We start from the raw sequence: 25,425 nt of genomic DNA on the forward strand, positions 1-25,425 counted from the left end.
TCCTCGCCGCGGCCGCCGGCCCCGCCGGCGGCCCGGCTAGGAGGCGGCGGTCACTCCCGTCCCATGTCACGGTGGACGAGCACCGTCTCCACTCCGTCGGCGATGAGACGCTTGGTCAGGCGCTCGGACATCGCGACGCTGCGGTGCTTGCCACCGGTGCAGCCTACGGCAAGCGTCATGTAGCGCTTCCCCTCGCGGCGGTACCCCTCGGTGATGATGCGCAGGAGCTCGGCGTAGCCGTCCAGGAACTCGTTGGCACCGGGCTGCTGGAACACGTAGTCGGCGACGTCCGCGTCGGTGCCGGTGCGGGCGCGCAGCTCGGGCACCCAGTGCGGGTTGGGCAGGAAGCGGCAGTCCACCACCAGGTCGGCGTCGACCGGCAGGCCGTACTTGAAGCCGAAGGACATCACGGTGGCGCGCAGCTCGGGCTCGTCGTGGTCGGCGAACTGGGCGTCCAGCTTGGCGCGCAGCTGGTGCACGTTGAGGTTGGAGGTGTCGATCACCAGGTCGGCCTCGCCGCGCAGGTCGCGCAGCAGGTCGCGCTCCTGGGCGATGCCGTCGACGATCCGGCCGTCGGCCTGCAGCGGGTGCGGGCGGCGCACGCTCTCGAAGCGGCGGACCAGCGCGTCGTCGGAGGAGTCCAGGAAGACCACGCTAAGCCGGACGCCGCGCTTCTCCAACTCGTCGAGCGAGGTGAGCAGGTCGTCGAAGAACTGACGGCCCCGGACGTCCACGACCACGCCGATCCGGGCGACGTTGCCCTGGGAGCGGGCGCCCAGGTCGACCATGGTCGGGATCAGGGCCGGTGGCAGGTTGTCCACCACGAACCAGCCCAGGTCCTCCAGGCACTTCGCGGCGGTGGAGCGGCCGGCTCCGGACATGCCGGAGATGATCACCAGCTCCGGCGCGTTCTCGGCCACGTCTGACACGGTCACTTCGGTTCCCCGCTCTCGGTCTTTCTGCTGGGGAGAACGCGCACGGCGCGATCGCCCTTCCCCTGCCCGGACAGGCGGGCGGGGGCTGGGCGCGCCGTCTGACGGTCGGCGTCGACCGTCATGGCGTCTCCTGGGATGGTGCGGTCTGGGATGCTGCGACCACCGGCTCGGCGGCCGGTTCGGCCCCGTCCTCGATGATCTCGCCGGTAGCGGTGTTCACCGCTGGTGCGACGGGTGTACGGGAGGACAACGCCGCCGCAACAGTCTCCGCCGTGCGGCGTCCGATGCCGGGTACGGCGCAGAGTTCGTCGACGGTGGCGGCCCGGAGCCTCTTCAGCGAGCCGAAGTGCTTGAGCAGCGCCTGGCGGCGAGTCTCGCCGAGGCCCGGGACGGAGTCCAGTTCCCCGGCGGTGAGTCGCTTGGAACGCTTGCTGCGCTGGTAGGTGATCGCGAAGCGGTGGGCCTCGTCGCGGACCCGCTGGAGCAGGTAGAGGCCCTCGCTGGAGCGCGGCAGCACGACCGGGTCGTCCTCGCCGGGCAGCCAGACCTCCTCCAGCCGCTTGGCCAGGCCGCACAGCGCGACGTCGTCGATGCCGAGTTCGTCCAGGGCGCGCTTGGCGGCGGCGACCTGCGGCTGGCCGCCGTCGACGACCAGCAGTTGGGGCGGGTAGGCGAAGCGGCGCGGACGCCCCGTCTCCGGGTCGATCGGGCCGGCCGGGGCCCCGGTGCCGTCGGCGGCGGCGCCCGGGTCGTCGGCCTCGGGGACGACCCACTCGCCGGTCTGCTCGCGCTCCTGGAGGTAGCGGCGGAAGCGCCGGCCGATCACCTCGTGCATCGAGCGGACGTCGTCCTGGCCCTCGAAGCCCTTGATCTGGAAGCGCCGGTACTCGCTCTTGCGGGCCAGGCCGTCCTCGAAGACGACCATCGAGGCGACCACGTCCTCGCCCTGGAGGTGGGAGATGTCGAAGCACTCGATGCGCAGCGGCACCGAGTCCAGCTCCAGCGCGTCGGCGATCTCCTGCAGGGCGCGGCTGCGGGTGGTGAGGTCGGAGGCGCGCTTGGTCTTGTGCAGTGCCAGCGCCTGCTGGGCGTTGCGCTGCACGGTGGCCATCAGGTCCTTCTTGTCGCCGCGTTGCGGGACCCGCAGGTCGACCTGGCTGCCGCGCAGGCCGCTCAGCCAGTCCCGGACCGGGCCGGCCGGCTCGGGCAGCGCGGGGACGAGCACCTCGCGCGGGACGGACTCGTTGCGCTCGTCCGGGCCGCCGGCGGCGCCGTAGAGCTGCTGGAGGGCGTGCTCGACCAGGCCGGCGGTGTCGACGTCCTCGACCTTGTCGGTGACCCAGCCGCGCTGGCCGCGCACCCGGCCGCCGCGGACGTGGAAGATCTGGACGGCGGCCTCCAGCTCGTCCTCGGCGACGGCCAGCAGGTCGGCGTCGGTGGCGTCGGCGAGCACGATGGCGTTCTTCTCCATCGCGCGCTTGAGGGCGCCGATGTCGTCCCGCAGCCGGGCCGCCTTCTCGTACTCCATCTCCTCGGCGGCCTCCCGCATCTGCTCTTCCAGCCGGCGCAGGTAGTTGCCGGTGCGCCCGGCCATGAAGTCGCAGAAGTCCTCGGCCAGCGCCCGGTGTTCGTCCGGCGAGACCTTGCCGACGCAGGGCGCGGCGCACTTGCCGATGTAGCCGAGCAGGCAGGGCCGGCCGACCTGCCGGGCGCGCTTGAACACGCCGTTGGAGCAGGTGCGGACGGGGAAGACGCGTAGCAGCAGGTCGACCGTCTCGCGGATCGCCCAGGCGTGCCCGTACGGGCCGAAGTAGCGCACGCCCTTCTTGTGCGCCCCGCGCATCACCTGGACCCGCGGGTACTCCTCGTCGAGGGTGACGGCGAGTTCCGGATAGCTCTTGTCGTCGCGGTACTTGACGTTGAACCGCGGGTCGAACTCCTTGATCCAGGAATACTCCAGCTGGAGCGCCTCGACCTCGGTGGCCACCACCGTCCACTCCACCGAGGCGGCGGTGGTGACCATGGTCGCGGTGCGCGGGTGCAGGCCGGCCAGGTCCTGGAAGTAGGACGACAGGCGCGGCCGCAGGCTCTTGGCCTTGCCGACGTAGATGACCCGTCCGTGGGCGTCACGGAACTTGTAGACGCCCGGTGAGGTCGGGATCGCGCCCGGCGCCGGGCGGTAGGTGCTCGGGTCAGCCATGGGTCCACCGTACCGAGTGGGGCCGGGGCCGCGAAGGAGAGATCGACGGGGCGGAGATCAACGGGGCGGGGATCGACTGGGCGGAGATCAACTGCTTCAGCTCGGGGTCACCTTGAGGTTCCCGCCGTCGACCGTGACGGCGTAGGCGGGCAGCGGCCTGGGGGCCGGGCCGTCCTGGACGGCGCCGTCGGTGATGGCGAACCGGCTGCCGTGGCAGGGGCACTGGATCTGCTGGCTCTTCACCTGGTCGACGACGCAGCCGGCGTGGGTGCAGACGGCGCTGAAGGCCTTGTACTCCCCCGCGGTCGGCTGGGTCACGACGATCTTCTGGTTGCGAAAGACCTTGCCGCCGCCCTCCGGCACCGCCGAGGCCGGGCCGAGGTCCACCGGGCTCTTGGCCGCGCTGCCGGCGCCGGAGGAGCCCGAGGAGGAACCGCAGCCGGCGACCGCCACGGTGCCGCCGGCCGCCAGTACGGCGGCGGCGCCGCAGAGCACGGTGCGGCGGGAGGTGGCGGGGCTGGTCTCGGGGGCCTCTGACATCGGTGCGCTCCTGCGGTTCGGCTTCCTACGAGGGACCACGGAAGTCTATGCGGCACCCGCTCCGCCGCCCCGGGGGGCGGGGCGGCGGAGCGGGTCGCTTCTCCCTCTTCGCTACTTCTTCGCCGCGGCGGCGCGCTTGCGCGGCGCCTTCTTCACCGGGGCGACCGGGGCGTCCGCGAACTCGCCCGGAAGGATGTCCCGGAGGAACTTGCCGGTGTGGCTCTCCGGGACGGCGGCGATCTGCTCCGGGGTGCCCTCGGCGACCACCATGCCGCCGCCGGAACCGCCCTCGGGGCCCATGTCGACGACCCAGTCGGCGGTCTTGATCACATCGAGGTTGTGCTCGATGACGATCACCGTGTTGCCCTTCTCCACCAGCCCGCTGAGCACCTTGATCAGCTTGCTGATGTCCTCGAAGTGCAGGCCGGTGGTGGGCTCGTCCAACACGTAGACCGTCCGCCCGGTGGAGCGCTTCTGCAGCTCGGAGGCGAGCTTGACGCGCTGCGCCTCGCCGCCGGAGAGCGTCGGCGCGGACTGGCCGAGCCGGACGTAGCCGAGGCCGACGTCGTTGAGCGTCCTGAGGTGCCGGGCGATCGCCGGGACGGCCTCGAAGAAGGCCAGCGCCTCCTCGATCGGCATGTCCAGCACCTCGGAGATGGACTTGCCCTTGTAGTGGACCTCCAGCGTCTCCCGGTTGTACCGGGCGCCGTGGCAGACCTCGCACGGCACGTAGACGTCCGGCAGGAAGTTCATCTCGATCTTGATGGTGCCGTCGCCCGAGCAGTTCTCGCAGCGGCCGCCCTTGACGTTGAAGGAGAACCGGCCGGGCAGGTAGCCGCGGACCTTCGCCTCCTGGGTCTCCGCGAAGAGCCGGCGCACGTGGTCGAACACCCCGGTGTAGGTGGCCGGGTTGGAGCGCGGGGTGCGCCCGATCGGCGACTGGTCGACGTGCACCACCTTGTCCACCAGGTCGGTGCCGGTGATCCGGGTGTGCCGGCCGGGCACGCTGCGGGCGCCGTTCAGCTCCCGGGCGAGGTGGGTGTAGAGGATGTCGTTGACCAGCGTCGACTTGCCGGATCCGGAGACGCCGGTGATCGCGGTGAAGGTGCCGAGCGGGAAGCCGACCGTGACGTCCTTGAGGTTGTGCTCGCGGGCGCCGTGGACGGTCAGCTGGCGCTTCTTGTCCCGGTCGCGGCGGCCCGCCGGGATCGGGATGGACCGCTTGCCGGAGAGGTACTGGCCGGTCAGCGACTCCTTGTTGGACAGCAGCCCCTTCAACGAGCCGGAGTGCACCACCTTGCCGCCGTGCTCGCCGGCGCCCGGGCCGATGTCGACCACCCAGTCCGCCGTCTTGATGGTGTCCTCGTCGTGCTCGACCACGATCAGCGTGTTGCCGATGTCGCGCAGCCGCACCAGCGTCTCGATCAGCCGGTGGTTGTCCCGCTGGTGCAGGCCGATGGACGGCTCGTCCAGCACGTACAGCACGCCGACCAGGCCGGAGCCGATCTGGGTGGCCAGCCGGATGCGCTGGGCCTCGCCGCCGGACAGGGTGCCGGCCGCGCGGTTCAGCGAGAGGTAGTCCAGGCCGACGTCGACCAGGAAGCGCAGCCGCTCGTTGACCTCCTTCAGGACGCGCTCGGCGATCTGCTTGTCCCGGTCGTTCAGCTTCATCGCGCCCAGGAACTCGGCGCAGTCGCTGATCGACATCGCCGAGACGTCGGCGATCGACTTCTCCTCGACGGTGACCGCGAGCACCACCGGCTTGAGCCGGGTGCCCTCGCACGTCGGGCAGGGCACCTCGCGCATGTAGCCCTCGAAGCGCTCGCGGCTGCTGTCGCTCTCCGCCTCGGTGTGCCGGCGCTGGATGAACGGGACGGCGCCCTCGAAACCGGTGCTGTACGAGCGCTCGCGCCCGAAGCGGTTGCGGTAGCTGACCTGCACCTGGTGCTTGTGCCCGTACAGCAGCGCCTTCTTGGCGCGGGCCGGCAGCCCGGCCCACGGGATGTCGGTACGGAAGCCGAGCTCCCCGGCGAGCGCGTCGATCAGCCGCTGGAAGTACTCCTTGGCGTGGCCCGCCGACCACGGGTGGATCGCGCCCTCCTCCAGCGAGCGCTCGGGGTCCGGGACGACCAGCTCCGGGTCGACCTCCATCCGGTTGCCCAGGCCCGAGCAGTCCGGGCAGGCGCCGAACGGCGAGTTGAAGGAGAACGAGCGCGGCTCCAGTTCCTCGAACGACACGTCGTCGTACGGGCAGTAGAGGTGCTCGGAGTACATCCGCTCGCGCTCCGGGTCGTCCTCCGCGAGGTCGACGAAGTCGAGCACGACCATGCCGCCGGACAGCCGCAGGGCCGTCTCCACCGAGTCGGTGAGCCGCCGCTTGGCGCTCTCCTTGACGGTCAGGCGGTCGATGACCACCTCGACGGTGTGCTTCTCCTGCTTCTTGAGCTTCGGCGGCTCGGCGAGCTGGATCGTCTCGCCGTCCACCCGGGCGCGCGAGTAGCCCTTGGACTGGAGGTCGGCGAAGAGGTCGACGAACTCGCCCTTGCGCTCGCGCACCACCGGGCTGAGCACCTGGAACCGGGTGCCCTCGGCGAGCTCCAGCACCTTGTCGACGATCGCCTGCGGCGACTGCTTGGCGATCGGGCGACCGCAGTGCGGGCAGTGCGGCTTGCCGATCCGGGCGAACAGCAGGCGCAGGTAGTCGTAGACCTCGGTGATCGTGCCGACGGTCGAACGGGGGTTGCGGTTGGTGGACTTCTGATCGATCGAGACGGCCGGGGAGAGGCCTTCGATGAAGTCCACATCGGGCTTGTCCATCTGCCCGAGGAACTGGCGGGCGTAGGAGGACAGCGACTCGACGTAGCGGCGCTGGCCCTCGGCGAAGATCGTGTCGAAGGCGAGCGAGGACTTGCCGGAGCCGGAGAGGCCCGTGAAGACGATGAGGGAGTCGCGGGGCAGGTCGAGCGAGACGTTCTTGAGGTTGTGCTCGCGAGCACCGCGGACGATGAGGCGGTCGGCCACTGCTTCTGGCGCCTTTCTCCGGGGCGAGAGGACTTGCGGGGAGATGTGTGCTTCTTCCAGGATGCGGCAGCCAGCCTACTAGCTCAGACGTTCGAATATCGACCGTGTCCAGTGGAGTCCACCCGAACGAGTGAGAGCGCCTCTCGGACCCTCCGTACCCGGACCGAAAAAGGCCCTGCTCAGCGGTCGGATTCGGCGATAGCGTCAGCTGGTCAACGAGCGGAGCCCCCCGCGGGCAACGCGCCGTCTCCCACAGAAGGCCGATCCGATGACCGACCCGCAGACCGCCGCCGAGGCCGCCGCGCAGTACCTGGCCCTGGTCGAGGAGAGCACCCGGCACCTGCTGCACACCGTCGCCGAGCTGAAGCCCGAGGCCGTCGCCGAGCCCTCCGCCCTGCCCGGCTGGACCCGCGGTCACGTGCTGGCCCACCTCGCCCGCAACGCCGACTCCCTGGTCAACCTGCTGGACGGCGCCCGCACCGGCACCGACATCCCGCAGTACGCCAGCACCGAGGCCCGCGACCGGCAGATCGAGGAGGGCGCGCCCCGCCCGGTCGACGTCCAGCTCGCCGACCTGCGCGACTCCCGCGAGCGCTTCGCCGCGGCCGCCGCGCTGCTGCCCGCCGATGCCTGGACGGTCGAGGTCCGCCACCGCACCGGCTACGTCTTCCCCGCCCACGACCTCCCGTGGAAGCGCCTCGCCGAGGTCGAGTACCACCACGTCGACCTGGACGCCGGCCACACCCCCGCGCACTGGCCGGAGGTCTTCGCCGTCACCGAGTTCCACAAGATCGCCAACAAGCTGCACGGCGCCGCCCTGCCCGGCGTCGAGCTCGTCGCCGAGGACACCGGGGACATCGGCCTGATCGGCACCGGCGAGCCCGCCCTCACCGTCCGGGGCCCCCTCCGCTCCCTGCTCGCCTGGCTCTCCGGCCGCTCCGACGGCGCCGACCTCCGGGCCACCCCCGACACCGCCCTCCCCCAGCTTCCCCCGCTGGGCTGACGGCGCGAAGATGATCCTGAACCCCTTCACCGGACGAGGAGCGGACGGATGACGTACCACGGAGCGGTCAAGGTCGGCGGGCCGCCGGACGTGCGGGAGCTGGCGCACCTGATCATCACCAAGGTGGCCGTCGGCCCGTACGACAACAACGCCTACCTGCTGCGCTGCCGGGCCACCGACGAGCAGCTGCTGATCGACGCGGCCGCCGACGCCCCAGTGCTGCTGGAGACCATCGGCGACGAGCTGGCCACCGTGGTCACCACCCACCGGCATCACGACCACTGGGCCGCGCTCGCCGAGGTGGTCGCGGTGACGGGGGCTCGCACCGCCGCCGGCGCGCACGACGCCGAGGGCGTCGACGTGCCCACCGAGCTGCTGCTCGCGGACGGCGACAAGCTGCGGGTCGGCGACGTGGAACTCACCGTCCGGCACCTGGTCGGACACACCCCGGGCGCGATCGTGCTGGTCTACGACGACCCGCAGGGCCACCCGCACGTCTTCACCGGCGACTGCCTCTTCCCCGGTGGCGTCGGCAACACCTGGGGCGACCCGGAGGCCTTCCGCACGCTCTTGCGAGACGTCACCGAGAAGGTCTTCGACGTGCTGCCGGACGAGGCCTGGGTCTACCCCGGCCACGGCAACGACACCACCCTCGGCGCCGAGCGCCCGCACCTCGACGAGTGGCGCGAGCGCGGCTGGTGACCTCGGCCTCCGGGCACCGGGCACGACGAGGCCCCCGCGACCCCTTTCGGGTCGCGGGGGCCTCGGCCGTCACGCGGGGGTCAGGCGTCCAGCTTCTGGGCCTCGCGCTCGGCCCGCTCCTGCTTCTTCGAGGCGATCAGGCTGGTCACCGTGGTGACGGCCAGCACGACCACGATGACGCCCAGCGAGAGCGGGATGCCGATCTCCGGCACGTTCGCGCCCGCCTCGTGCGCCGCGTGCAGCACCAGCTTCACGCCGATGAAGCCGAGGATCACCGACAGGCCGTACGACAGGTGGACCAGCTTCTTCAGCAGGCCGCCGATCAGGAAGTACAGCTGGCGCAGGCCCATCAGGGCGAAGGCGTTGGCGGTGAAGACGATGTACGGGTCCTGGGTGAGGCCGAAGATCGCCGGGATGGAGTCCAGCGCGAACAGCACGTCCGTGGTGCCGATCGCCAGCATCACGATCAGCATCGGGGTCATCAGCCGGCGGCCGTTCTCCCGGATGAAGAGCTTGGTGCCGTGGTACGTGTCGGTGGACGGGAAGCGCCGCTCGATCGACTTGAGCAGGCGGTTCTCCTCGAACTCGTCCTCCTCCTCGCCCGCCCGGGCCTCCTTGATCAGCTTCCAGGCGGTCCAGATCAGGAAGGCGCCGAAGATGAAGAACACCCAGGAGAACTGGGTGACCAGCGCCGCGCCGCCGGCGATGAAGACCGCCCGCAGCACCAGCGCGATGATCACACCGAACATCAGCACGCGCTGCTGGTAGATCCTCGGCACCGCGAACTTGCCCATGATCAGGATGAAGACGAACAGGTTGTCGACACTGAGCGACTTCTCGGTGATGTAACCGGCGAAGAACTCACCGGCCGGCTGCGCGCCGGAGTGCCACCAGAGGAACCCGCCGAAGATCAGCGCCAGCACGATCCAGACCGCGGTCCAGATCCCGGCCTCCTTGACCGAGACCTCGTGCGGCTTGCGCCCTCCGATGAAGAAGTCCGCCACGATCAGTGCGATCAACACACCGATCGTGGTGACCCACATGGCTATGGAAACGTCCACTACTGCTCCTCCGGCAGGTAGGCGAGACAGTCATCGTCACTGCCGGAGGTCTCTTCCGCCCGTCGGGCCCGCTCTCGGGGCGTCCGCACGGACCAGCGCCCCGGGGCGCCGCTCGTGGGCGCCCGTGATGACGGGGACAACTGCAGGGGAATACTCCCCTCCGCTGCCATCGAGAGTAACAGGAAGCCCAAAGAAAGGTAAAGAAGGTAAAGAACCGTCAGAGGTACGGCTCGATCGCCGGCAGCAGGTCCTGGAAGGTCCGCCCCTTGGCCGGCGCGCCGATCGCCTGCATCTCCCAGCCGCCGGCCCCGTCACGGAACACCTTCGCCATGATCTGCCCGGTGTGCGACCCTCCCCCGGCCAGCTCGTACCGGGCCAGCTCCTCGCCCGTGGTCTCGTCCACCAGCCGGCAGTGGGCGCCCCGCACCTCCGCGAAGGTCTGCCCGGTGTACGAGCTCACCGTGAACACCACCTGGGTGATGTGCGCCGGCACGTGCAGCAGGTCCACCAGGATCGCCTCGTCGTCCTCCGTGCCCGAGCCGCCCTCCAGGTTGTCCCCGGTGTGCCGGACGGAACCGTCCGTGCTCTCCAGGTGCTGGAAGAACACCACGTCGGACGGGGTCTTCTCGGCGTACAGGAGCGCCGACGCGTCCAGGTCGATCGTCCTGGTGCGGCTGCCGAACAGGCCCCGCTTCGGCGCGGCCTGCCAGCCGAGCCCCATCCGGACCACGGTCAACGCGCCGCCCGGCCCCTTCTGGAGACTGACCCGCTGTCCCTTGGCAAGGTTCACCGACACGGCGTTGTCCTCTCTACCCGGCCACGCGGTCGCTCCCCGCGCGGCGCCACGGTGGAACACCCCGTGCCGTCCCCCGGCTGAGGCCCCCTGTTGCTGTCGCACCACCCCGTCCCGAGGTCGATGCCGCAGGCCAGCCTAGGGCCTGCGGCACCCCGCACCTCCCGGCGGTCGCCGCATTGTGGCAAGGCTGAGACACCGCCGGGCTTGACCGGTGTCACACCGGCCCGGCCCGGCGGCCGCCTCGACCCGCCTCAGACCCCCGTCGGCCCCTCGGCCCCCGCTCAGGCCACGCCGGCCTCCCTCATCTGGCGCAGCTCCCGCTTCAGCTCCTTCACCTCGTCGCGCAGCCGGGCCGCGACCTCGAACTGGAGGTCGGCGGCGGCCGCGTGCATCCGGTCCGTCATCGACTGGATCAGCTCCGCCAGCTCGGCGGCCGGCAGGCTCTCGCCCTGCTTGCGCTCCATGCCCAGGGCCGGCACCGGGGCCTTGCCCTTCCCGGCGGCCCCGCGGTAGCCGGTGGACAGCAGCTCGTCGGTGTCCACGTCCTCGCGGGCGAGGGTGTCCAGGATGTCGCCGATCTTCTTCCGCAGCGGCTGCGGATCGATCCCGTGCTTCTTGTTGTACGCCTGCTGCACGACCCGGCGGCGGTTGGTCTCGTCGATCGCCTTCTCCATCGACGGGGTGATCCGGTCCGCGTACATGTGCACCTGGCCCGAGACGTTTCGGGCGGCCCGCCCGATCGTCTGGATCAGCGAGGTGCCGGAGCGCAGGAAGCCCTCCTTGTCCGCGTCCAGGATCGCCACCAGCGACACCTCCGGCAGGTCCAGGCCCTCGCGCAGCAGGTTGATGCCGACCAGCACGTCGTACCTGCCCGCGCGCAGCTCGCGCAGCAGCTCCACCCGGCGCAGGGTGTCCACGTCGCTGTGCAGGTACCGGACCCGGATGTCCAGGCCGAGCATGTAGTCGGTGAGGTCCTCGGCCATCTTCTTGGTCAGCGTGGTCACCAGGACGCGCTCGTCCCGCTCCACCCGCTTGCGGACCTCGTGCACCAGGTCGTCGATCTGGCCCTCGGTCGGCTTGACGATCACCTCCGGGTCGATCAGACCGGTCGGGCGGATGATCTGCTCGACCTGGCCGTCGCCGCGGGACAGCTCGTACGGGCCGGGCGTCGCCGACAGGTACACCGTCTGGTCGATCCGCCCCAGGAACTCCTCCCACTTCAGCGGGCGGTTGTCCATCGCGGAGGGCAGCCGGAAGCCGTGCTCCACCAGGGTGCGCTTGCGCGAGGCGTCGCCCTCGTACATCGCGCCGATCTGCGGGACCGTGACGTGCGACTCGTCGATGACCAGGAGGAAGTCCTCCGGGAAGTAGTCGAGCAGGGTGTTCGGCGGGGAGCCGGGCTCGCGGCCGTCGAAGTGCATCGAGTAGTTCTCGACGCCCGAGCAGGTGCCGATCTGGCGCAGCATCTCGATGTCGTAGGTGGTGCGCATGCGCAGCCGCTGGGCCTCCAGCAGCTTGCCCTGCTTCTCCTGCCGGGCGAGCGTCTCCTCCAGCTCCTTCTCGATGCCGGTGATCGCCCGCTCCATGCGCTCCGGGCCGGCCACGTAGTGCGAGGCGGGGAAGACGTACACCGACTCGTCCTGGCTGATGATCTCGCCGGTGAGGGGGTGCAGGGTGTACAGCGCCTCGATCTCGTCGCCGAACATCTCGATCCGGACGGCCAGCTCCTCGTAGACCGGGAAGATCTCGATGGTGTCGCCGCGGACCCGGAAGGTGCCCCGAGTGAACGCCACGTCGTTGCGGGCGTACTGGATGTCCACGAAACGGCGCAGCAGGACGTCCCGGTCGATCTCCTCGCCGACCTTGAGTGGGACCATCCGGTCCACGTACTCCTGCGGGGTGCCGAGGCCGTAGATGCAGGACACCGACGCGACCACGATCACGTCCCGCCTGGTCAGCAGCGAGTTGGTCGCCGAGTGCCGCAGCCGCTCGACCTCCTCGTTGATCGAGGAGTCCTTCTCGATGTAGGTGTCCGTCTGCGGGACGTACGCCTCGGGCTGGTAGTAGTCGTAGTACGAGACGAAGTACTCGACCGCGTTGTTCGGCAGCAGCTCGCGGAACTCGTTCGCCAGCTGGGCGGCCAGCGTCTTGTTCGGCGCCATCACCAGGGTGGGCCGCTGCAGCCGCTCGATCATCCAGGCCGTGGTGGCCGACTTCCCGGTACCGGTGGCACCGAGCAGGACGACGTCCTTCTCCCCGCCCTTGATCCGCCGCTCCAGCTCGGCGATCGCCGCCGGCTGGTCCCCGTTCGGCTGGAAGGGACTGACGACCTCGAAGGGCGCCACTGACCGCTCAATACTCGTGATGGGTCGCACGAGTCCACCGTACGACCCACCACCGACAAGCGGTGCGGCTCCCTCAGGCCGCGTGCCCCTCGAACCTCATGGCCGGCTCGCGGGCCGGGTCGATGCGGACGACCGAGTCGAAGTCGGCGGCGAGGCGTTCGATCAGCGGCAGGGCCGGATCGACGCCGCTCTCCTCGATGCTCTCGACCGTCGCCTCGTCCAGCCCGGACCGCTCCGCGAGTTCGGCGAGCGTCCAGCCGAGAGCGGAGCGGCGGGCGTACACGGCCTCGGCCGGCGCCATCCGCCGCCCGGCCGGCCGGTACTGCTCGCTCTCCCGATGCTCCGGCGGCACGACCCACCGCGTGTGACAACCGCTGCTCACCGCTGCTCCTCCCGGTCGTAGACGTCGTGGTCGGCAGCGGGCAGATGCTCGGCCTCACGCTCTGCTCCGCCGGGCCCTGTCCGGCTGATCTTGCCGGACAGGGCCCGGGAGCAGCGCCCGGCCGGGGCGGGGGTCACGGGCTCAGGTCTTCGCGCTGTCGCGGGCGAGGGCTACCAGCCGGGAGATGGCGCGGAGGTACTTCTTGCGGTAGCCGCCGCGGAGCATGTCGTCGGGGAAGACCTGGTCGAAGGGGAGGCCGGAGGCGGTGATGGGGAGCTCGCGGTCGTACATGCGGTCGGCGAGGACGACCAGGCGCAGGGCGGTGGACTGGTCGTCGACCTGGCGGACGCCGCGCAGGCAGACGGCGGTGACGTCGTCGAGCAGCGCGCCGTAGCGGCTGGGGTGGACGGCGGAGAGGTGGGCGAGGAGGGTGTCGAAGTCGTCCAGGGAGGCGCCGGGGGTCCGGGCGGCGACGGCGTCGACGGCCGCGTCGGGGTAGGGCGGCGGGGCGTCCGGGAGGCCGCGGTGGCGGTAGTCCTGGCCGTCGATCCGCATCGGGCGGAAGTGCGCGGACAGGCCCTGGATCTCGCGCAGGAAGTCGGCGGCGGCGAAGCGGCCCTCGCCGAGCTTCTCCGGCAGGGTGTTCGAGGTGGCGCAGAGCTTGACGCCGTTGTCGACGAGGCGGCCGAGCAGCGTGGAGACGAGGACGGTGTCGCCCGGGTCGTCGAGCTCGAACTCGTCGATGCACAGCAGCGTGTGCCCGGAGAGGGTCCGGACGGCCTGCTGGAAGCCGAGCGCACCGACCAGGTTGGTCAGCTCGACGAAGGTGCCGAAGGCCTTGGGGCCGGGGGCGGCGTGCCAGAGCGAGGCGAGCAGGTGGGTCTTGCCGACGCCGTAGCCGCCGTCGAGGTACACACCGGCCGGGCCGGTGGGCGCCGGGGCGGAGCGGCGGAACCAGCTGCGCTTGGGTGCGGAACCGTTTCCCCCGCCGAGGGTGGTGGCGAACTGCTCCAGGACCTGGACGGCCTCGTACTGGCTGGGCTGGTTCGGGTCCGGAATGTACGTCCCGAAGCTCACGTCGGAGAACCGGGGCGGCGGGACCATCTCGGCGACCAGCCGCTCGGCGGGCACGACGGGGCGGCGGTCGGCGAGCGCGATCGGGGAGCCGGCCGCGCTCGCGGCGGCTATGGACTCGGTCGCGGTGTCGGGGCGGGGGGCTGCTGGCACGTTAGTAGAGGGTACGCCTGGTCCCAGGCCCCTCGGGACGGCGGCCGGTGGAAGACTGAGGGCATGCAACAGTTGATCAGCCCGCTGGGCGAGCCGGTCGTGGACCCGGCCTCGCTGGAGTCGCTCGCCGCCGTCTACGCGTACCCCGACCAGGTGAATCGGGGGCGGCCCTGGCTGCGCGCCAACATGGTGGCCGGTCTGGACGGCGGGGCGAGGCTGGGGGGCCTCTCGGAGGGCCTGTCCGGGGACGCCGACAAGCGGATCTTCGGTGTGCTGCGCGCGCTGTCGGACGTGGTGCTGGTGGGCGCGGAGACGGTCCGCGCGGAGGGCTACCGGCCGGCCCGGGCCCGGGCCGAGTTCGCGGCGGCGCGGGCGGCGGCCGGGCAGGCCCCGGCTCCGGCGATCGCGATCGTGAGCCGCTCGCTGACCCTGGACCTGACCGCGCCGCTGCTCACCGCCCCGCTGGTCAGAACGGTGGTGATCACCACCGCGGACGCGCCCGAGGAGCGCCGCCGGGCGGTCGCCGAGGTGGCCGACCTGGTGCTCGCCGGGGAGGGGGCGGTGGACCTGCGGGCGGGCGTGTCGGCGCTGGCGGAGCGGGGCTGGACGCGGTTGCTGAGCGAGGGCGGCCCGCGGCTGCTGGGGCAGCTGGCGGCGGCGGGTCTGCTGGACGAGTTGTGCCTGTCGCTGGCTCCGTTGATCACGGGCGGCGACGCGCCGCGCATCATCCGCGATGCGGAAATGCCTGACGTGCAGCGGATGCGGCTGGTCTCATTGATCGAGCAGAAAGGATTCCTCTTCACCCGCTACATGCGTCCGCCGACCCCGTGACCGACGGGTCGTGATCCCGTTAATGCGATGCCGGGGCCCGGGGGCCGGCCACTGGAAGGGACTCACGTGTTCAAGACGGTACTGATGATCGAAAAGGCTCTCTCCGACGCGGACGTGGAACTCGTCACCACGCTCCACAGCGACGAGAAGGTCTCCTTCGTCGTCCTGATGCAGCCGCGCGGCAAGCAGGACGAGCTGCTGCGGGCGCTGGACGACGTGGCGCTCGGCCACCTCGACAAGGTGGTGCACGAGCACGACGAGTCCGAGTCCGGGCCAACCGTGGCCTCCGAGTCGCTCGAACACAGCCTGCGCCACCTGCGCGCGGCCGGGGCCGAGGCGGTCGGCGAGCTGGTCGAGGAGAAGCCACTGGACCGGCTGCGGGCGGCGGTCGAGGAGCACCGCGCGGACGAGGTGGTGGTGCTCACCTCACCGCACTTCGTCGAGGAGTTCTTCCACCGCGACTGGGCCTCCCAGGCCCGGCACAAGGTGGGGGTCCCGGTGCTGCGGCTGTTCGCCAGCGACTCCTAGGGATCCCGGCCGGTGGTGCAGAATCGTCCTTGCGGTCCGCCCGCGAGGACGATTCCCCATCCCGTCCGCCCGACCATTCCGCCCCCGCCCTACGGAGCCCCGCCTTGAACGACGCCGCGCACGACCTGCACGCCCCGCACTTCATCGGCATCGGCGGCGCCGGGATGTCCGGCCTGGCGAAGATCCTCGCGGTGCGCGGCGCCAGCGTCTCCGGCAGCGACTCCAAGGAGTCCGAGACCGTCCTCGCGCTGCGCGCCCTCGGCGCGACCGTGCACGTCGGCCACGCCGCCGAGCACGTGCCGGACGGCACCAGCAGCGTGGTGGTCTCCAGCGCGATCCGCGCCGACAACCCGGAGCTGGCCGCCGCCCACGAGCGCGGCATCCCGGTGGTGCACCGCTCCGACGCGCTGGCCGCCCTGATGGGCGGCCGCCGGGCGCTGGCGGTGGCCGGCACCCACGGCAAGACCACCACCACCAGCATGCTCGCCGTCGCCCTCGGCGAACTGGGCCTGGACCCGTCCTACGCGATCGGCGGCGACCTCGACACGCCCGGCTCCAACGCCCACCACGGCGCCGGCGAGATCTTCGTCGCCGAGGCCGACGAGAGCGACCGCAGCTTCCACAAGTACGCGCCCGAGGTGGCGATCGTGCTCAACGTGGAGCTGGACCACCACGCCAACTACGCCTCGATCGAGGAGATCTACGAGTCCTTCGAGACCTTCGTCGGCCGGATCACCCCCGGCGGCACCCTGGTGGTCTCCGCCGACCACGACGGCGCCCGCGAACTGACCGCCCGGGTGGCCGGCCGCGAGGGCCTCACCGTGGTGACCGTCGGCGCCGCCGAGGACGCCGACGTCCGGGTCCGCTCGGTGGTCGCCCGCGGCATGACCAGCGAGGTCACCGTCGAGCTGGACGGCGCCGAGCTGTCCTTCACCGTCTCGGTGCCCGGCCGGCACTACGCGCACAACGCGGTCGCCGCGCTGGCCGCCGGCGTCGCACTGGGCGTCCCGGCCGCCGACCTGGCCAAGGCCCTGGGCGCCTACACCGGCGTGCGGCGCCGCCTCCAGCTCAAGGGCGAGGCCGGCGGCGTCCAGGTGATCGACTCCTACGCCCACCACCCCACCGAGATGACCGCCGACCTGGAGGCGATCCGGGAGGGCCTGGAGGGCGAGGGCCGGGTGCTGGTGGTCTTCCAGCCGCACCTGTTCAGCCGCACCCAGCAGCTCGCCGAGGAGATGGGCCGGGCCCTGGCGCTGGCCGACGCCTCGGTGGTGCTGGACATCTACCCGGCCCGCGAGGACCCGATCCCCGGCGTGACCAGCGAGCTGATCATCGACGCCGCCCACCGGGCCGGCGCCGACGTCACCGCCGAGCACTCCTTCGCCGCCGCCCCCGCCGTGCTGGCCGGCCTGGCCCGCCCCGGCGACCTGCTGCTCACCATGGGTGCCGGCGACGTCACCAACCTGGGCCCCGCCATCCTGGAGGAGATCCGGGGAAGCGTGCAGCACCTCTCGAACGTTGCCTCCAACGTCTGACGTACCCCGACCGGGAGCCGTGATGAGCTACGAGATCGAGAAGACCGAGGCCGAGTGGCGGGACGAGCTGAGCCCCGAGGAGTACCACGTGCTCCGCGAGGCCGGCACCGAGCGCCCGTTCACCGGTGAGTACACCGACACCAAGACCGTCGGCGTCTACGGCTGCCGGGCCTGCGGCGCGGAGCTGTTCAGCTCCGAGACCAAGTTCGACAGCCACTGCGGCTGGCCGTCGTACTACGCGCCGCTGGCCGGGGACCGGGTCCAGTACATCGAGGACACCACGCTCGGCATGCGCCGGGTCGAGGTGCGCTGCGCCCGCTGCGGCGGGCACCTGGGCCACGTCTTCGAGGGCGAGGGCTACGGCACGCCGACCGACCAGCGGTACTGCATCAACAGCGTCTCGCTGACGCTGAAGCCGGCCGAGTAGGGCCGGCCGGTCGCGCCGCGAGGCCCGGGTTTCCGTACGGACGGACGCCCGGGCCCTCGTGCGTCCCGGGCCGCCGGGGCCCGGACCAGCAGGGTCCGGGCCGCCGAGGGGCGGGCCGCCGGGGCTCAGGCCGTCGGGGCTCAGGCCGTCGGGGCTCAGGCCGTCGGGGCTCAGGCCGTCGGGGCGAAGCGGACCGGGAGGTGGACCAGGGCCCGGTGGAACGGGCCGGGGCGCCAGAGCAGGTCCTCGGCCGGGGTGGCCAGCTCCAGGTCGCTGAGCCGGCTGGTCAGCTGCTCGATCGCGGTGATCGCGATCAGCAGCGCCGGGTCACGGGCCGGGCAGCCGTGCGGGCCGGCCGCCCAGGCCAGGTGGGCGCTCTCGCCGCTGCGCAGCTCGGTGCCGTCGGTGGGCGGCGCGGCCTGCGAGTTGGCGGCCGCGTAGGAGACCAGCACCAGCGTGCCGGCCGGGATCTCCCGGCCGTGGAAGGTGATGTCGTAGCGCGGGTAGTGGGCGGAGAGGTTGGCCAGCGGCGGCTCGTGCCAGAGCACCTCGTCGATCGCCTGGTAGGCGGTCATCGCGCCGCCGATGAGGGAGCCGGCGTAGCGGGCGTCGGTGAGCAGGCGCAGCAGGGCGTTGCCGATCAGGTTGGTGGTCGGCTCGTGCCCGGCGATCATGGTGAGGGTGATCTGCCGGATCACCTCGTCGTCCTCCAGCCCGGCCGGGTGGGTGACGAACCAGGAGGTGAGGTCGTGCCGGGGCCGCTCGCGCCGCTCGGCGACCATGGCGGTGACCACCGCGACGAGGTCCCCGTATGCGACGACGGCCTTCTCGGTGGACTCGATCATCCCGGCGATCCCGGCGACCAGCCGGGCGCTGTGCTCCTCCGGCACGCCGAACCAGGTGGTGAGGACGAAGGCCGGCAGCTGGCGGGCGTACTCGGCGATCAGGTCGGCGGTGCCGGCCGCCTCGAAGCGGTCGACCAGCTGGTGGGCGACCTCGGCGACCCGGCGCTGGAGCCGGTGCGGTTCGAGCAGGGCGAGGCCGTCGGTGATCACCGCGCGGTAGCGCGCGTGCACCTCGCCGTCGCTGAACAGGGCGGTCGGGCGGTAGCCGAGCACCGGCAGCAGCGGGTTGTCGGGGGCGACGGTGCGCTGCCAGGCGCGGGAGTCCTTGGAGAAGGTGTCGGTGTCGCGCAGCAGGTCCAGGGCGGCCTGGTAGTCAGTGACCAGCAGGGCCCCGACACCGGGCGCGATCTCCACCGGGGCGACCGCGCCGTAGCGGCGCAGCCGGTCGTAGACCAGCTGCGGGTCGGCGGCGAAGACCGGGCCGTAGATGGGGGTCGGGCGGGTGTCGGTGGTCACGGGCGCTCCTCGGCGGCGGAGGCGGCAGGGGCGGTCGCGGCCGGGACGGCGGGCTCGGTGACGTCCGCCGGGGTGGCGAGGTCGGCGGCGTCCGCGGGGGCGGCGGGCAGGCCGTCGAGGACGTGCTCGGCCAGCGCGATCAGCGCGTCCAGGCTGGCACCGCGCTCGCGGGCGTCGCAGAGCAGCAGCGGGGTGGTGGGGTGCAGGTCCAGGTGGGCGCGCAGCACCTCGATCGAGTGGACCGGCGCGTCCGGGAAGCAGTTGACGGCGACGGCGTAGGGCAGGCCCTGCTCCTCGACCATGTCCATGATCTCGAAGGAGTCGGCGAGCCGGCGGGTGTCGGCGAGCACCAGCGCGCCGAGGGCGCCGCGGGCGATGTCCTGCCAGAGCGGGAAGAAGCGGCGCTGGCCGGGGGTGCCGAACATGTAGAGCACGAGGTTGCCGGGCAGGGTCAGCCGGCCGAAGTCGACGGCGACCGTGGTGGTGGCCTTCTCGGGCAGGCCCGCCAGGTCGTCCACCGGCCGTCCGGTCTCGGTCATCGCCTCCTCGGTGTGCAGGGTGGCGATCTCGGAGAGGGTGCGGATGAGCGTCGTCTTGCCGACCCCGAACGGGCCGGCCACCACCAGCTTCATCAGCGTCTGGTCCCGGTCGGGCAGGTAGCCCACCCGGCTCGGCCGGTCGGCCGGGCTACCGGAGCGCACGGAGTCCAACGAGGAGCCTCTCGACGATGGAGCGGTCGGTCTGCTGGGCGCGCGGGATCGGCGCGCGGGCGCGCAGGCAGCCCGCCTCGACCAGATCGGCCGCGAGGAAGACGGTGGCGCTGACCGGCAGGCGCAGGTGCGCGGCGGCCTCCACCACGGTCAGCGCGCCGGGCCGCAGCAGTTCCCAGAGCCGCTGGTGTTCGGGTTCCAGCTCGCGGGGCGGTTCGACGCGGTCCGCGAACAGCACGGTGAGCCGGTCGAAGCCGGCGGTACCGGGGCGGCTGCGGCCGCCGGTGGCCAGGTAGGCGGGCACCATCCGCCTGCGGGGTACGGCGGTCATGATCGGACGGTGGTGTCCTGCTGCCGGGTCGGACTCGCGAGGGCACGGCCCAGGGCGGCGACCTGTACCTGCATCTGGTAGGCCACGTTGCCGAGTTGGGCCTCCGGGGAGGTGAACACGGCAAGCGAGGTGTTCTCCCCGGCCGGGACGACGACGGCGTAGCCGAGGTCGGACTCGACCACGGTCTGGGCCAGCCGGGGCCGTTCGGTGTCGGTGAAGGCGCTGGTGAACGCGCGGGCGGCGGCGTGCACGGTGGCGGTCATCGCGGCGACCCGCTCGGCGGAGGCGCGGTCGAGCCCGTCCGAGGCTCCCTCGACGAGGCCGTCACCGGTGGCGATGACCGCGTGCAGCACCCCCGGCAGCTCCAGCAGCGGGGTCAGCACCCACGAGATCTCGTCGGCGGTGGTCGGGCTGGGCGTGCTGGTCACTGCTCGGCTCCTTCGGGGGTCGGGGCGGTCGGGCGGACGGTGGTGCGGGCACCGGTGTCGCGGGCGGCCGCGGTCGGGCCGCTCCCGCCGGTCGCGCTGGTCCCGGCGGTCGCGCTGGACTCGCCGGTCGTGCTGGTCCCGCGGGCGGCCTGTGCCACGGCGGCGCGGCCGGAGTCGGTGCCCTCCTGGAGCGCCTGCCAGTGGGCGGCGGCGCGCTCGGGCGTCCGCTCGGGGGCCCGGGCGGGCGGCTCGGCCGGTGCGGCGGACGGCCCGGCGGCGGGCTCGGGGGCTCCGGGGCCGTCGGCGGTGACCGGTCGGCGGCGTCGCCGACTGGGCAGGCCGGTGCCGTCATCGACCGGGTCGGCGGGGCCGGCCGGTGCGTCGGGCACCGCGTGGATGGCGGGCGCGGGGTGCGGGCCCGGCTGGTTGTGCCGGTCGGCGAGCGGGGGCGGCCCGTCGCCCTCGTCGGCGTCGCGCATCGGCGGGACGGCCTGGACGGTGGGCGCGGGGGCCGGGCCTGCGCCGGCCCGCAGCGGCAGCGGGGTGAGCACCGACAGCGGCTGCTCGTCGTCGACGACGGTCACCAGCGCGGCCGGGATGCGCAGGATGGTGCGCATCCCGCCGTACGGCGAGGGCTCGATGTGGCAGGAGAAGCCGTACTGGCGGGCCAGTTTGCCGATCACCGCGAAGCCGGTCTTGGGCGGGTTGCCGAGTTCGGTGAGCAGGACGTCGGGCGGGCCGGCCAGCAGTCGGCGGGCCCGGCGCAGCTGGTCGTCGTCCATGCCGATGCCGCTGTCGTCGATGATCACCAGCGCGCCGCGGCCGCCCTGCTGGACGGTGACCGGGATGTCGGTCTCCGGGTGCGAGTAGGCGGAGGCGTTGGCGAGGAGTTCGGCGACGGTGATGGCCAGCGGCTCGGCGGCCCGGGCGACCACGGCGAGCCGCTGCTCGCGCAGGTGGTTGGCGACCTTGATCCGGGCGTAGCCGGGCACCCGGGAGAGCGCGCCGACCACCACTTCGGCGAGCGGCGAGTCGGTGCGGGCCAGGCCGGGCCAGGCTTCGCAGAGCACGGCGACGGTCTGGATCCGGCGCAGCGCGACCTCGTTGCGGAAGTCGACCTCCAGCAGCCGGGGGTCGTCGTTGTCGTGCTGGAGCTGCTGGACCAGGCTCTGGATCTGGTAGAGCAGGGTCTGGATCCGGGAGGTGGCGCCGCGCATGGCGGCGCGGGCGGCGGCGTCGACGCGTTCGCGCTCGTCGGTGAGGGCCGCGGAGGCGGCGTCCAGGACGGACTGCAGCGCCCGGACGGCCTCGGGGCCGACGGCCTGCCCGTCCAGCGGGCCGACCAGCGGGGCGTTGGCGTGGCTGAGCCGGACGGCGGTGGCGGCCACCCGTTCCTGGGCGAGGTGGCCGATCTCGGCGAGCACGGCGGCGGTGTGCTCCTCGGCGGCGGTGAGCCGCCGTTCCGCCTCCCCGGCCCGGGTGTTCGCGGCGGCGGCCCGCTGGTCGGTCTCCCGGGTGGCGTCCTCGGCGGTGCGGGCCCGGCTCTCGGCCTCCCGGGTGCGCTCCTCGGCGGCCCGGTAGCGGCTCTCGGCGTGGTGGGTCTCCTCGGTGGCGCGCCGGGCGGCGTCCTGCGCCTCGCGCAGTTGCTGCTCGGCGCGGGCCAGCCGGCCTTCGGCGGCGCGGGCGCGTTCCTCGCCGTGGCCGCGGGCGGTCTCGGCGGCGACCGCCCGGGTGAGGGCCCGGGCCCGGCCGCGGGCGAGCACGCCCGCCGTCGCGGCGGCGACCAGCGCCAGGGCGATCAGCGCAATCTGCGCGATCTGCGTCATCGAAGTCCTCGGAAGTCCTCTGGGGGTCCGGTTGGTCGGCTGCTGCCGGGGCCGGGGCCGGCGGTGGTCCGGCCCGGGCGCGGCGGGCGGTCGGTCCCGGGCGGTCAGTCCCGGGCGGTCAGTCCCGGGCGGCGGCGCGCGGGCGCGGGCTGCGGGCGGCGTCCTCGGCCAGTTCGCGGGCCACCTGGGCGACCTGGCCCATGGCCACCAGGACGTTCGGCACCTCGGTGCCGTCCAGGTGTCGGTACTCGGCGGCGACGGTGAGCACCAGCCGCTCGGGCAGGCCGAGTTCGGGGTGGCGCTGCTCGGCTATCACCCGCCGGGCGGCGTCCAGCGCGGGGATCCCGGCGGTGTGCAGGGCGTGCGCGCGCTCCCGGACGTACGTCAGGTAAGCGATGTGGTGGCGAACCCCGTCGCGGTCGAGCACAGGGCCGTGGCCGGGGACGAAGATCTCGGCGCCGGTGGCCAGGATCCGCTCACAGGCGGTGATCACGTTCTCCAGCGGGCCGGCCCAGTGCACCGGGTGGTCGCCGGGGTACTCGGGGGTCGAGCCGAAGATCACGTCGCCGGTGAAGACGGCGCGCTGGTACGGGAGGTGGACGATCAGGTCGCCGCCGGTGTGGGCGGCGGGCAGGCCGGTCACCTGCACCGGGTACTCCCCCACCCGCAGTTCCAGCTCGCCGGTGAAGACGGTGTCGGGGTGCACGGGGTCGGTGGCGGACCAGTCGAACCGTCCGAAGTGCTCCCTGAGGTAGCCGCCGAGCGGGGAGTCCGGGTCGCCGCCGACGACGAGGGCGTGCTGCTGCTGCGGGGTGGGCTCGTAGTGGATGTGCTCCAGCGCCTCACGGGTGGAGATCACCTCGGCGTCCGGGACGACTCCGGCGCCCCACAGGTGGTCGCCGTTGGCGTGGGTGACGATCACCCGGTCGACCTCGACCCCGGCCGGCAGCAGGCGGCGGCTGGCGGCGAGGAACTCCCCGGCCAGGGTGGGGTCGTAGGGGGTGTCGATCCAGAGCGCGGTCTTCGCCGAGGCCAGCAGCCCGCAGTTGGCCAGGCCCCAGCCCCGCTTCGGGGGGAGCCACACGTACAGGTCCTCGGCAATCGCGCTCACGTTCGCACGGTTGATCGTCATGTGCGCGATTATGCCCAAAGTGTGTCAGGGGCGGGGCAAAACCTGTACGGCTGCCAGGAGTTGCTGCCCCAGACTCTCCCGAGCTGTCCGGTTTCGCCCCTCGTGGTCGAGACCAATCGTCTCAACCGTCGGGACGACCCGTGGACACCTCGCCCCGGAATCCCGACGGGACGTCGGACCGGGGCGCGGGCAGGGTGCGGCAGACCTCGACCGTGACGTCGACGGTGTCCAGGCCTATGACCCGCCCCTCCACCGCGACGAATCCTTTCTCCCCCGAGCGGAAGAGCGCCGCCAGCGGGGAGTTGCGGCTCGCCGCGGTCAACGCCTCCACCGCCATCGCGGAGCCGAAGGCGAACACCCCGCAGAGCACGATGCAGGGCGCCTGCCGGGGCGTGCGGGTCACGAAGATGAAGCCGTGGTCGCGGATCAGCTCCCCGGCCGGGTTGTACAGCGCCTCGAAGGTCATTCCGCCCCACCGGGCGCGGGCCTCGTCCGGGTACTCGATGGCGAAATCCGGGAACACCGCGTCCAGCACGCCGCCGGAATAGGAGTTGACGCTCGGGCCCCCGATCGAGAACGTCGGCATCCGGGGATCCTGCGCGCCGGCCACCACCAGTTCGATCGTCGCCTTCCGGTTGACCTTCCGCAGCAGGTCGGTGAGCCCCGCTATCGCCCTGGCCTCGGCCATCGGCATGAACAGCACGTTCTTCGGCCCGCGGCTGGTCAGCTGGCAGCCGTCCGTGGTGAAGGCGAACTCCGCGACCTCGATGCTCGGCGTGATGATCTGCACCCGGCTGTACGGCGCCAGCAGCGCCCGCAGGAAGCCGTAGCGCAGGAACAGTCTGGTCCGGGCGAGGGAGCGGGCCGCGAGGAATCCGATCACGGCCGGAACCGATGCGATGAACACCTGGAGCAGGATCTCCATATCATCCCCACGGAGGAAGACTCGACCACGAACTGTGTGCCCTGGTTAAGTCCCCTCCGTGGCCGGAAATACCCCCCTCGCGACAATTCCCACCGTCAGGATCGCCGCACCCGGCGTCACTTCAAGCGCTTGATCCCCTTGCGTTCCCCCGCGCACCGCTCGTACCCCAGCCACGCGTTGATCGCGAGCATCGGCGCATTGGTCTCGTCGTTGGAGGTGTACGCGCGCCGGTAGCCCGCCGCGGCCGCCAGGCGCAGCGACTCCAGCTTGGCCAGCTTGCTCAGCCCTCGCCCGCGGAACTCCCGGCGGCAGGCGGTGAACGCGGACCAGTAGCGGTCCACCCCGTCGGTCTGCGCCATGCTGAACGCGGCCGGTTCGCCGTCCACCACGGCGACGACGGTCAGCGCCCGGTCCAGGTCCGGCCGGGCCCAGTCGCCCCGCAGCCAGTCCTCGTAGTCCAGGGCGTCCATCGGCACCTCGCCGGGCTCGTCCTGGATGGCGTCCGCCTCGACCAGGAACAGCGGGCGCGGGTCGGCCGCCCAGTCTCCGGCCGGGCGCAGCTCGACGCCGGCCGGCCGTACGGGCGCCTGCGGCAGCGGCAGCGCCAAGTCCCGTCCGCCGAACTGCGCCGCGCGCCCGAGCTCGTAGCCACGGGCGGCGGCGAAGGCCAGCGAGGCGGGCTCGTCGTCCAGCCAGGTGTGCAGCTCGCTCACTCCGTGCCCGGCCAGGTGCCGTTCGGCCGCGGCCAGCAGCGCGGTGGCCGCGCCGCGCCGCCGGAACTGCGGCAGCACGCTGCCGTTGGCGTACCCGACGCCGGTGGTCGTCGTCCCGAGCACCACCGCGCAGCGCACCGCGCCGACCACCCGGCCGTCCAGCTCGGCGACGAAGGTGCGGAAGTGCTCGCCCGGGCTCTGCCGGCCGTTAAGCCAGAGCAGGGCCTCGGAGGTCATCACCAGGTGCTCGCGCCCGGCCCGGTGGGCGGCGGCCACGGCCTCGGCGTCGTCGGGGCGGAAGTCACGGATCGTCAAAGAAGTCATGGGTTCCCACGCTAACCCCGACGCCCGTCCGGCGCCTTCGAATTTCCCCTCGCCGGTGCGCCTCACCTGCGGCAACGGCCCCGGCTCGGGACCAAAGTCCCTCACCCCCGCAGCGGCAAGCTCAAATAATGCTCTGAGAAGA

24 protein-coding genes are annotated in these 25,425 nt (G+C 72.3%); 6 read left to right on the plus strand and 18 right to left on the minus strand.

Annotated elements, in window-relative coordinates:
- Positions 1 to 50: 50 nt before the first annotated feature.
- The 4 genes from rapZ to uvrA all read right to left on the minus strand — a co-directional run bounded on the left by rapZ (position 51) and on the right by uvrA (position 6,696).
- Positions 51 to 935, minus strand: a complete 885-nt coding sequence (rapZ, locus tag ACIOGZ_RS19095; RefSeq protein ID WP_350885802.1) for an RNase adapter RapZ — start codon at positions 933 to 935, stop codon at positions 51 to 53.
- A 118-nt stretch (positions 936 to 1,053) separates the two neighbouring features.
- Entirely contained in the window at positions 1,054 to 3,135 is a 2,082-nt protein-coding gene (gene uvrC / locus ACIOGZ_RS19100) for an excinuclease ABC subunit UvrC (RefSeq protein ID WP_400986523.1), read from the minus strand.
- Positions 3,136 to 3,231: 96 nt separating this feature from the next.
- Positions 3,232 to 3,675: a Rieske (2Fe-2S) protein gene (locus ACIOGZ_RS19105; protein WP_363580430.1), complete on the minus strand. Its 444-nt coding sequence runs from the start codon at positions 3,673 to 3,675 to the stop codon at positions 3,232 to 3,234.
- A 111-nt stretch (positions 3,676 to 3,786) separates the two neighbouring features.
- Positions 3,787 to 6,696, minus strand: coding sequence for an excinuclease ABC subunit UvrA (gene uvrA, locus ACIOGZ_RS19110; RefSeq protein ID WP_350885808.1), 2,910 nt, complete (start codon positions 6,694 to 6,696; stop codon positions 3,787 to 3,789).
- A 268-nt stretch (positions 6,697 to 6,964) separates the two neighbouring features.
- Between uvrA and ACIOGZ_RS19115 the strand changes: the two genes are divergently transcribed.
- Both ACIOGZ_RS19115 and ACIOGZ_RS19120 read left to right on the plus strand, forming a co-directional pair.
- Positions 6,965 to 7,699, plus strand: coding sequence for a maleylpyruvate isomerase family mycothiol-dependent enzyme (locus tag ACIOGZ_RS19115; protein ID WP_363580428.1), 735 nt, complete (start codon positions 6,965 to 6,967; stop codon positions 7,697 to 7,699).
- Positions 7,700 to 7,747: 48 nt separating this feature from the next.
- Complete coding sequence (locus tag ACIOGZ_RS19120; RefSeq protein ID WP_363580426.1) at positions 7,748 to 8,401, plus strand: MBL fold metallo-hydrolase; 654 nt, start codon at positions 7,748 to 7,750, stop codon at positions 8,399 to 8,401.
- An 80-nt stretch (positions 8,402 to 8,481) separates the two neighbouring features.
- Here the strand turns inward: ACIOGZ_RS19120 and ACIOGZ_RS19125 are convergent, their stop codons facing one another.
- The 6 genes from ACIOGZ_RS19125 to zapE form a co-directional block, all read right to left on the minus strand.
- Positions 8,482 to 9,462: a TerC family protein gene (locus tag ACIOGZ_RS19125; RefSeq protein ID WP_363580424.1), complete on the minus strand. Its 981-nt coding sequence runs from the start codon at positions 9,460 to 9,462 to the stop codon at positions 8,482 to 8,484.
- A gap of 217 nt (positions 9,463 to 9,679) precedes the next feature.
- Positions 9,680 to 10,258, minus strand: a complete 579-nt coding sequence (locus tag ACIOGZ_RS19130) for a TerD family protein (RefSeq protein ID WP_363580422.1) — start codon at positions 10,256 to 10,258, stop codon at positions 9,680 to 9,682.
- 281 nt (positions 10,259 to 10,539) lie between these two features.
- Positions 10,540 to 12,633, minus strand: a complete 2,094-nt coding sequence (gene uvrB / locus ACIOGZ_RS19135; protein ID WP_363580420.1) for an excinuclease ABC subunit UvrB — start codon at positions 12,631 to 12,633, stop codon at positions 10,540 to 10,542.
- A gap of 43 nt (positions 12,634 to 12,676) precedes the next feature.
- Entirely contained in the window at positions 12,677 to 12,955 is a 279-nt protein-coding gene (locus tag ACIOGZ_RS19140) for a helix-turn-helix transcriptional regulator (protein WP_363627958.1), read from the minus strand.
- Positions 12,956 to 12,981: 26 nt separating this feature from the next.
- Positions 12,982 to 13,122, minus strand: a complete 141-nt coding sequence (locus ACIOGZ_RS19145; protein WP_363627959.1) for a hypothetical protein — start codon at positions 13,120 to 13,122, stop codon at positions 12,982 to 12,984.
- A gap of 4 nt (positions 13,123 to 13,126) precedes the next feature.
- Entirely contained in the window at positions 13,127 to 14,173 is a 1,047-nt protein-coding gene (gene zapE, locus ACIOGZ_RS19150) for a cell division protein ZapE (RefSeq protein ID WP_350885869.1), read from the minus strand.
- Between the two features lie 102 nt (positions 14,174 to 14,275).
- On the opposite strand from zapE, the gene ACIOGZ_RS19155 reads away from it, so the two are divergent.
- The 4 genes from ACIOGZ_RS19155 to msrB all read left to right on the plus strand — a co-directional run bounded on the left by ACIOGZ_RS19155 (position 14,276) and on the right by msrB (position 17,533).
- Entirely contained in the window at positions 14,276 to 15,043 is a 768-nt protein-coding gene (locus ACIOGZ_RS19155; RefSeq protein ID WP_400986525.1) for a pyrimidine reductase family protein, read from the plus strand.
- Positions 15,044 to 15,109: 66 nt separating this feature from the next.
- Entirely contained in the window at positions 15,110 to 15,571 is a 462-nt protein-coding gene (locus ACIOGZ_RS19160) for an indole-3-glycerol phosphate synthase (protein WP_350885822.1), read from the plus strand.
- Between the two features lie 104 nt (positions 15,572 to 15,675).
- Complete coding sequence (gene murC, locus ACIOGZ_RS19165) at positions 15,676 to 17,106, plus strand: UDP-N-acetylmuramate--L-alanine ligase (RefSeq protein WP_400986526.1); 1,431 nt, start codon at positions 15,676 to 15,678, stop codon at positions 17,104 to 17,106.
- A 22-nt stretch (positions 17,107 to 17,128) separates the two neighbouring features.
- Positions 17,129 to 17,533: a peptide-methionine (R)-S-oxide reductase MsrB gene (msrB, locus tag ACIOGZ_RS19170; protein ID WP_063349491.1), complete on the plus strand. Its 405-nt coding sequence runs from the start codon at positions 17,129 to 17,131 to the stop codon at positions 17,531 to 17,533.
- Between the two features lie 170 nt (positions 17,534 to 17,703).
- Here msrB and ACIOGZ_RS19175 read toward each other — a convergent pair whose 3' ends face one another.
- From ACIOGZ_RS19175 to ACIOGZ_RS19210, 8 genes are all read right to left on the minus strand, one after another.
- Positions 17,704 to 18,894 (minus strand): cytochrome P450, encoded by a 1,191-nt coding sequence (locus tag ACIOGZ_RS19175; RefSeq protein ID WP_400986528.1) that lies wholly within the window; start codon positions 18,892 to 18,894, stop codon positions 17,704 to 17,706.
- Positions 18,891 to 19,526 (minus strand): ATP/GTP-binding protein, encoded by a 636-nt coding sequence (locus ACIOGZ_RS19180; protein WP_363580665.1) that lies wholly within the window; start codon positions 19,524 to 19,526, stop codon positions 18,891 to 18,893. Before ACIOGZ_RS19180 ends, ACIOGZ_RS19175 begins: the two co-directional genes overlap by 4 nt.
- 55 nt (positions 19,527 to 19,581) lie before the next feature.
- On the minus strand, positions 19,582 to 19,935 hold the full coding sequence (locus ACIOGZ_RS19185) for a DUF742 domain-containing protein (protein ID WP_350885830.1): 354 nt from the start codon (positions 19,933 to 19,935) through the stop codon (positions 19,582 to 19,584).
- Positions 19,932 to 20,363, minus strand: a complete 432-nt coding sequence (locus tag ACIOGZ_RS19190) for a roadblock/LC7 domain-containing protein (RefSeq protein ID WP_363580410.1) — start codon at positions 20,361 to 20,363, stop codon at positions 19,932 to 19,934. The genes ACIOGZ_RS19185 and ACIOGZ_RS19190 overlap by 4 nt, the downstream gene beginning before the upstream one ends.
- On the minus strand, positions 20,360 to 22,189 hold the full coding sequence (locus ACIOGZ_RS19195; protein ID WP_400986530.1) for an ATP-binding protein: 1,830 nt from the start codon (positions 22,187 to 22,189) through the stop codon (positions 20,360 to 20,362). The genes ACIOGZ_RS19190 and ACIOGZ_RS19195 overlap by 4 nt, the downstream gene beginning before the upstream one ends.
- 118 nt (positions 22,190 to 22,307) lie before the next feature.
- Positions 22,308 to 23,321, minus strand: a complete 1,014-nt coding sequence (locus tag ACIOGZ_RS19200) for an MBL fold metallo-hydrolase (RefSeq protein WP_363580406.1) — start codon at positions 23,319 to 23,321, stop codon at positions 22,308 to 22,310.
- Positions 23,322 to 23,442: 121 nt separating this feature from the next.
- Entirely contained in the window at positions 23,443 to 24,246 is an 804-nt protein-coding gene (locus ACIOGZ_RS19205; RefSeq protein ID WP_363580404.1) for a hypothetical protein, read from the minus strand.
- Positions 24,247 to 24,362: 116 nt separating this feature from the next.
- On the minus strand, positions 24,363 to 25,283 hold the full coding sequence (locus tag ACIOGZ_RS19210) for a GNAT family N-acetyltransferase (RefSeq protein ID WP_363580402.1): 921 nt from the start codon (positions 25,281 to 25,283) through the stop codon (positions 24,363 to 24,365).
- Between the last annotated feature and the right edge of the window lie 142 nt (positions 25,284 to 25,425).

The sequence above is a fragment of the Kitasatospora sp. NPDC088160 genome, from assembly GCF_044741445.1.
In the GTDB taxonomy this organism is placed as follows: Bacteria; Actinomycetota; Actinomycetes; order Streptomycetales; family Streptomycetaceae; genus Kitasatospora.

Excerpts from the sequence above, each read along its gene's own strand:
- msrB (WP_063349491.1), top strand. The coding sequence starts at position 17,129 with ATGAGCTACGAGATCGAGAAGACCGAGGCCGAGTGGCGGGACGAGCTG.
- ACIOGZ_RS19120 (WP_363580426.1), top strand. The coding sequence starts at position 7,748 with ATGACGTACCACGGAGCGGTCAAGGTCGGCGGGCCGCCGGACGTGCGG.
- ACIOGZ_RS19200 (WP_363580406.1), bottom strand. The coding sequence starts at position 23,321 with ATGACGATCAACCGTGCGAACGTGAGCGCGATTGCCGAGGACCTGTAC.
- ACIOGZ_RS19115 (WP_363580428.1), top strand. The coding sequence starts at position 6,965 with ATGACCGACCCGCAGACCGCCGCCGAGGCCGCCGCGCAGTACCTGGCC.
- ACIOGZ_RS19105 (WP_363580430.1), bottom strand. The coding sequence starts at position 3,675 with ATGTCAGAGGCCCCCGAGACCAGCCCCGCCACCTCCCGCCGCACCGTG.
- ACIOGZ_RS19185 (WP_350885830.1), bottom strand. The coding sequence starts at position 19,935 with ATGACCGCCGTACCCCGCAGGCGGATGGTGCCCGCCTACCTGGCCACC.
- ACIOGZ_RS19180 (WP_363580665.1), bottom strand. The coding sequence starts at position 19,526 with ATGAAGCTGGTGGTGGCCGGCCCGTTCGGGGTCGGCAAGACGACGCTC.
- ACIOGZ_RS19205 (WP_363580404.1), bottom strand. The coding sequence starts at position 24,246 with ATGGAGATCCTGCTCCAGGTGTTCATCGCATCGGTTCCGGCCGTGATC.
- ACIOGZ_RS19155 (WP_400986525.1), top strand. The coding sequence starts at position 14,276 with ATGCAACAGTTGATCAGCCCGCTGGGCGAGCCGGTCGTGGACCCGGCC.
- ACIOGZ_RS19210 (WP_363580402.1), bottom strand. The coding sequence starts at position 25,283 with ATGACTTCTTTGACGATCCGTGACTTCCGCCCCGACGACGCCGAGGCC.
- uvrC (WP_400986523.1), bottom strand. The coding sequence starts at position 3,135 with ATGGCTGACCCGAGCACCTACCGCCCGGCGCCGGGCGCGATCCCGACC.
- ACIOGZ_RS19195 (WP_400986530.1), bottom strand. The coding sequence starts at position 22,189 with ATGACGCAGATCGCGCAGATTGCGCTGATCGCCCTGGCGCTGGTCGCC.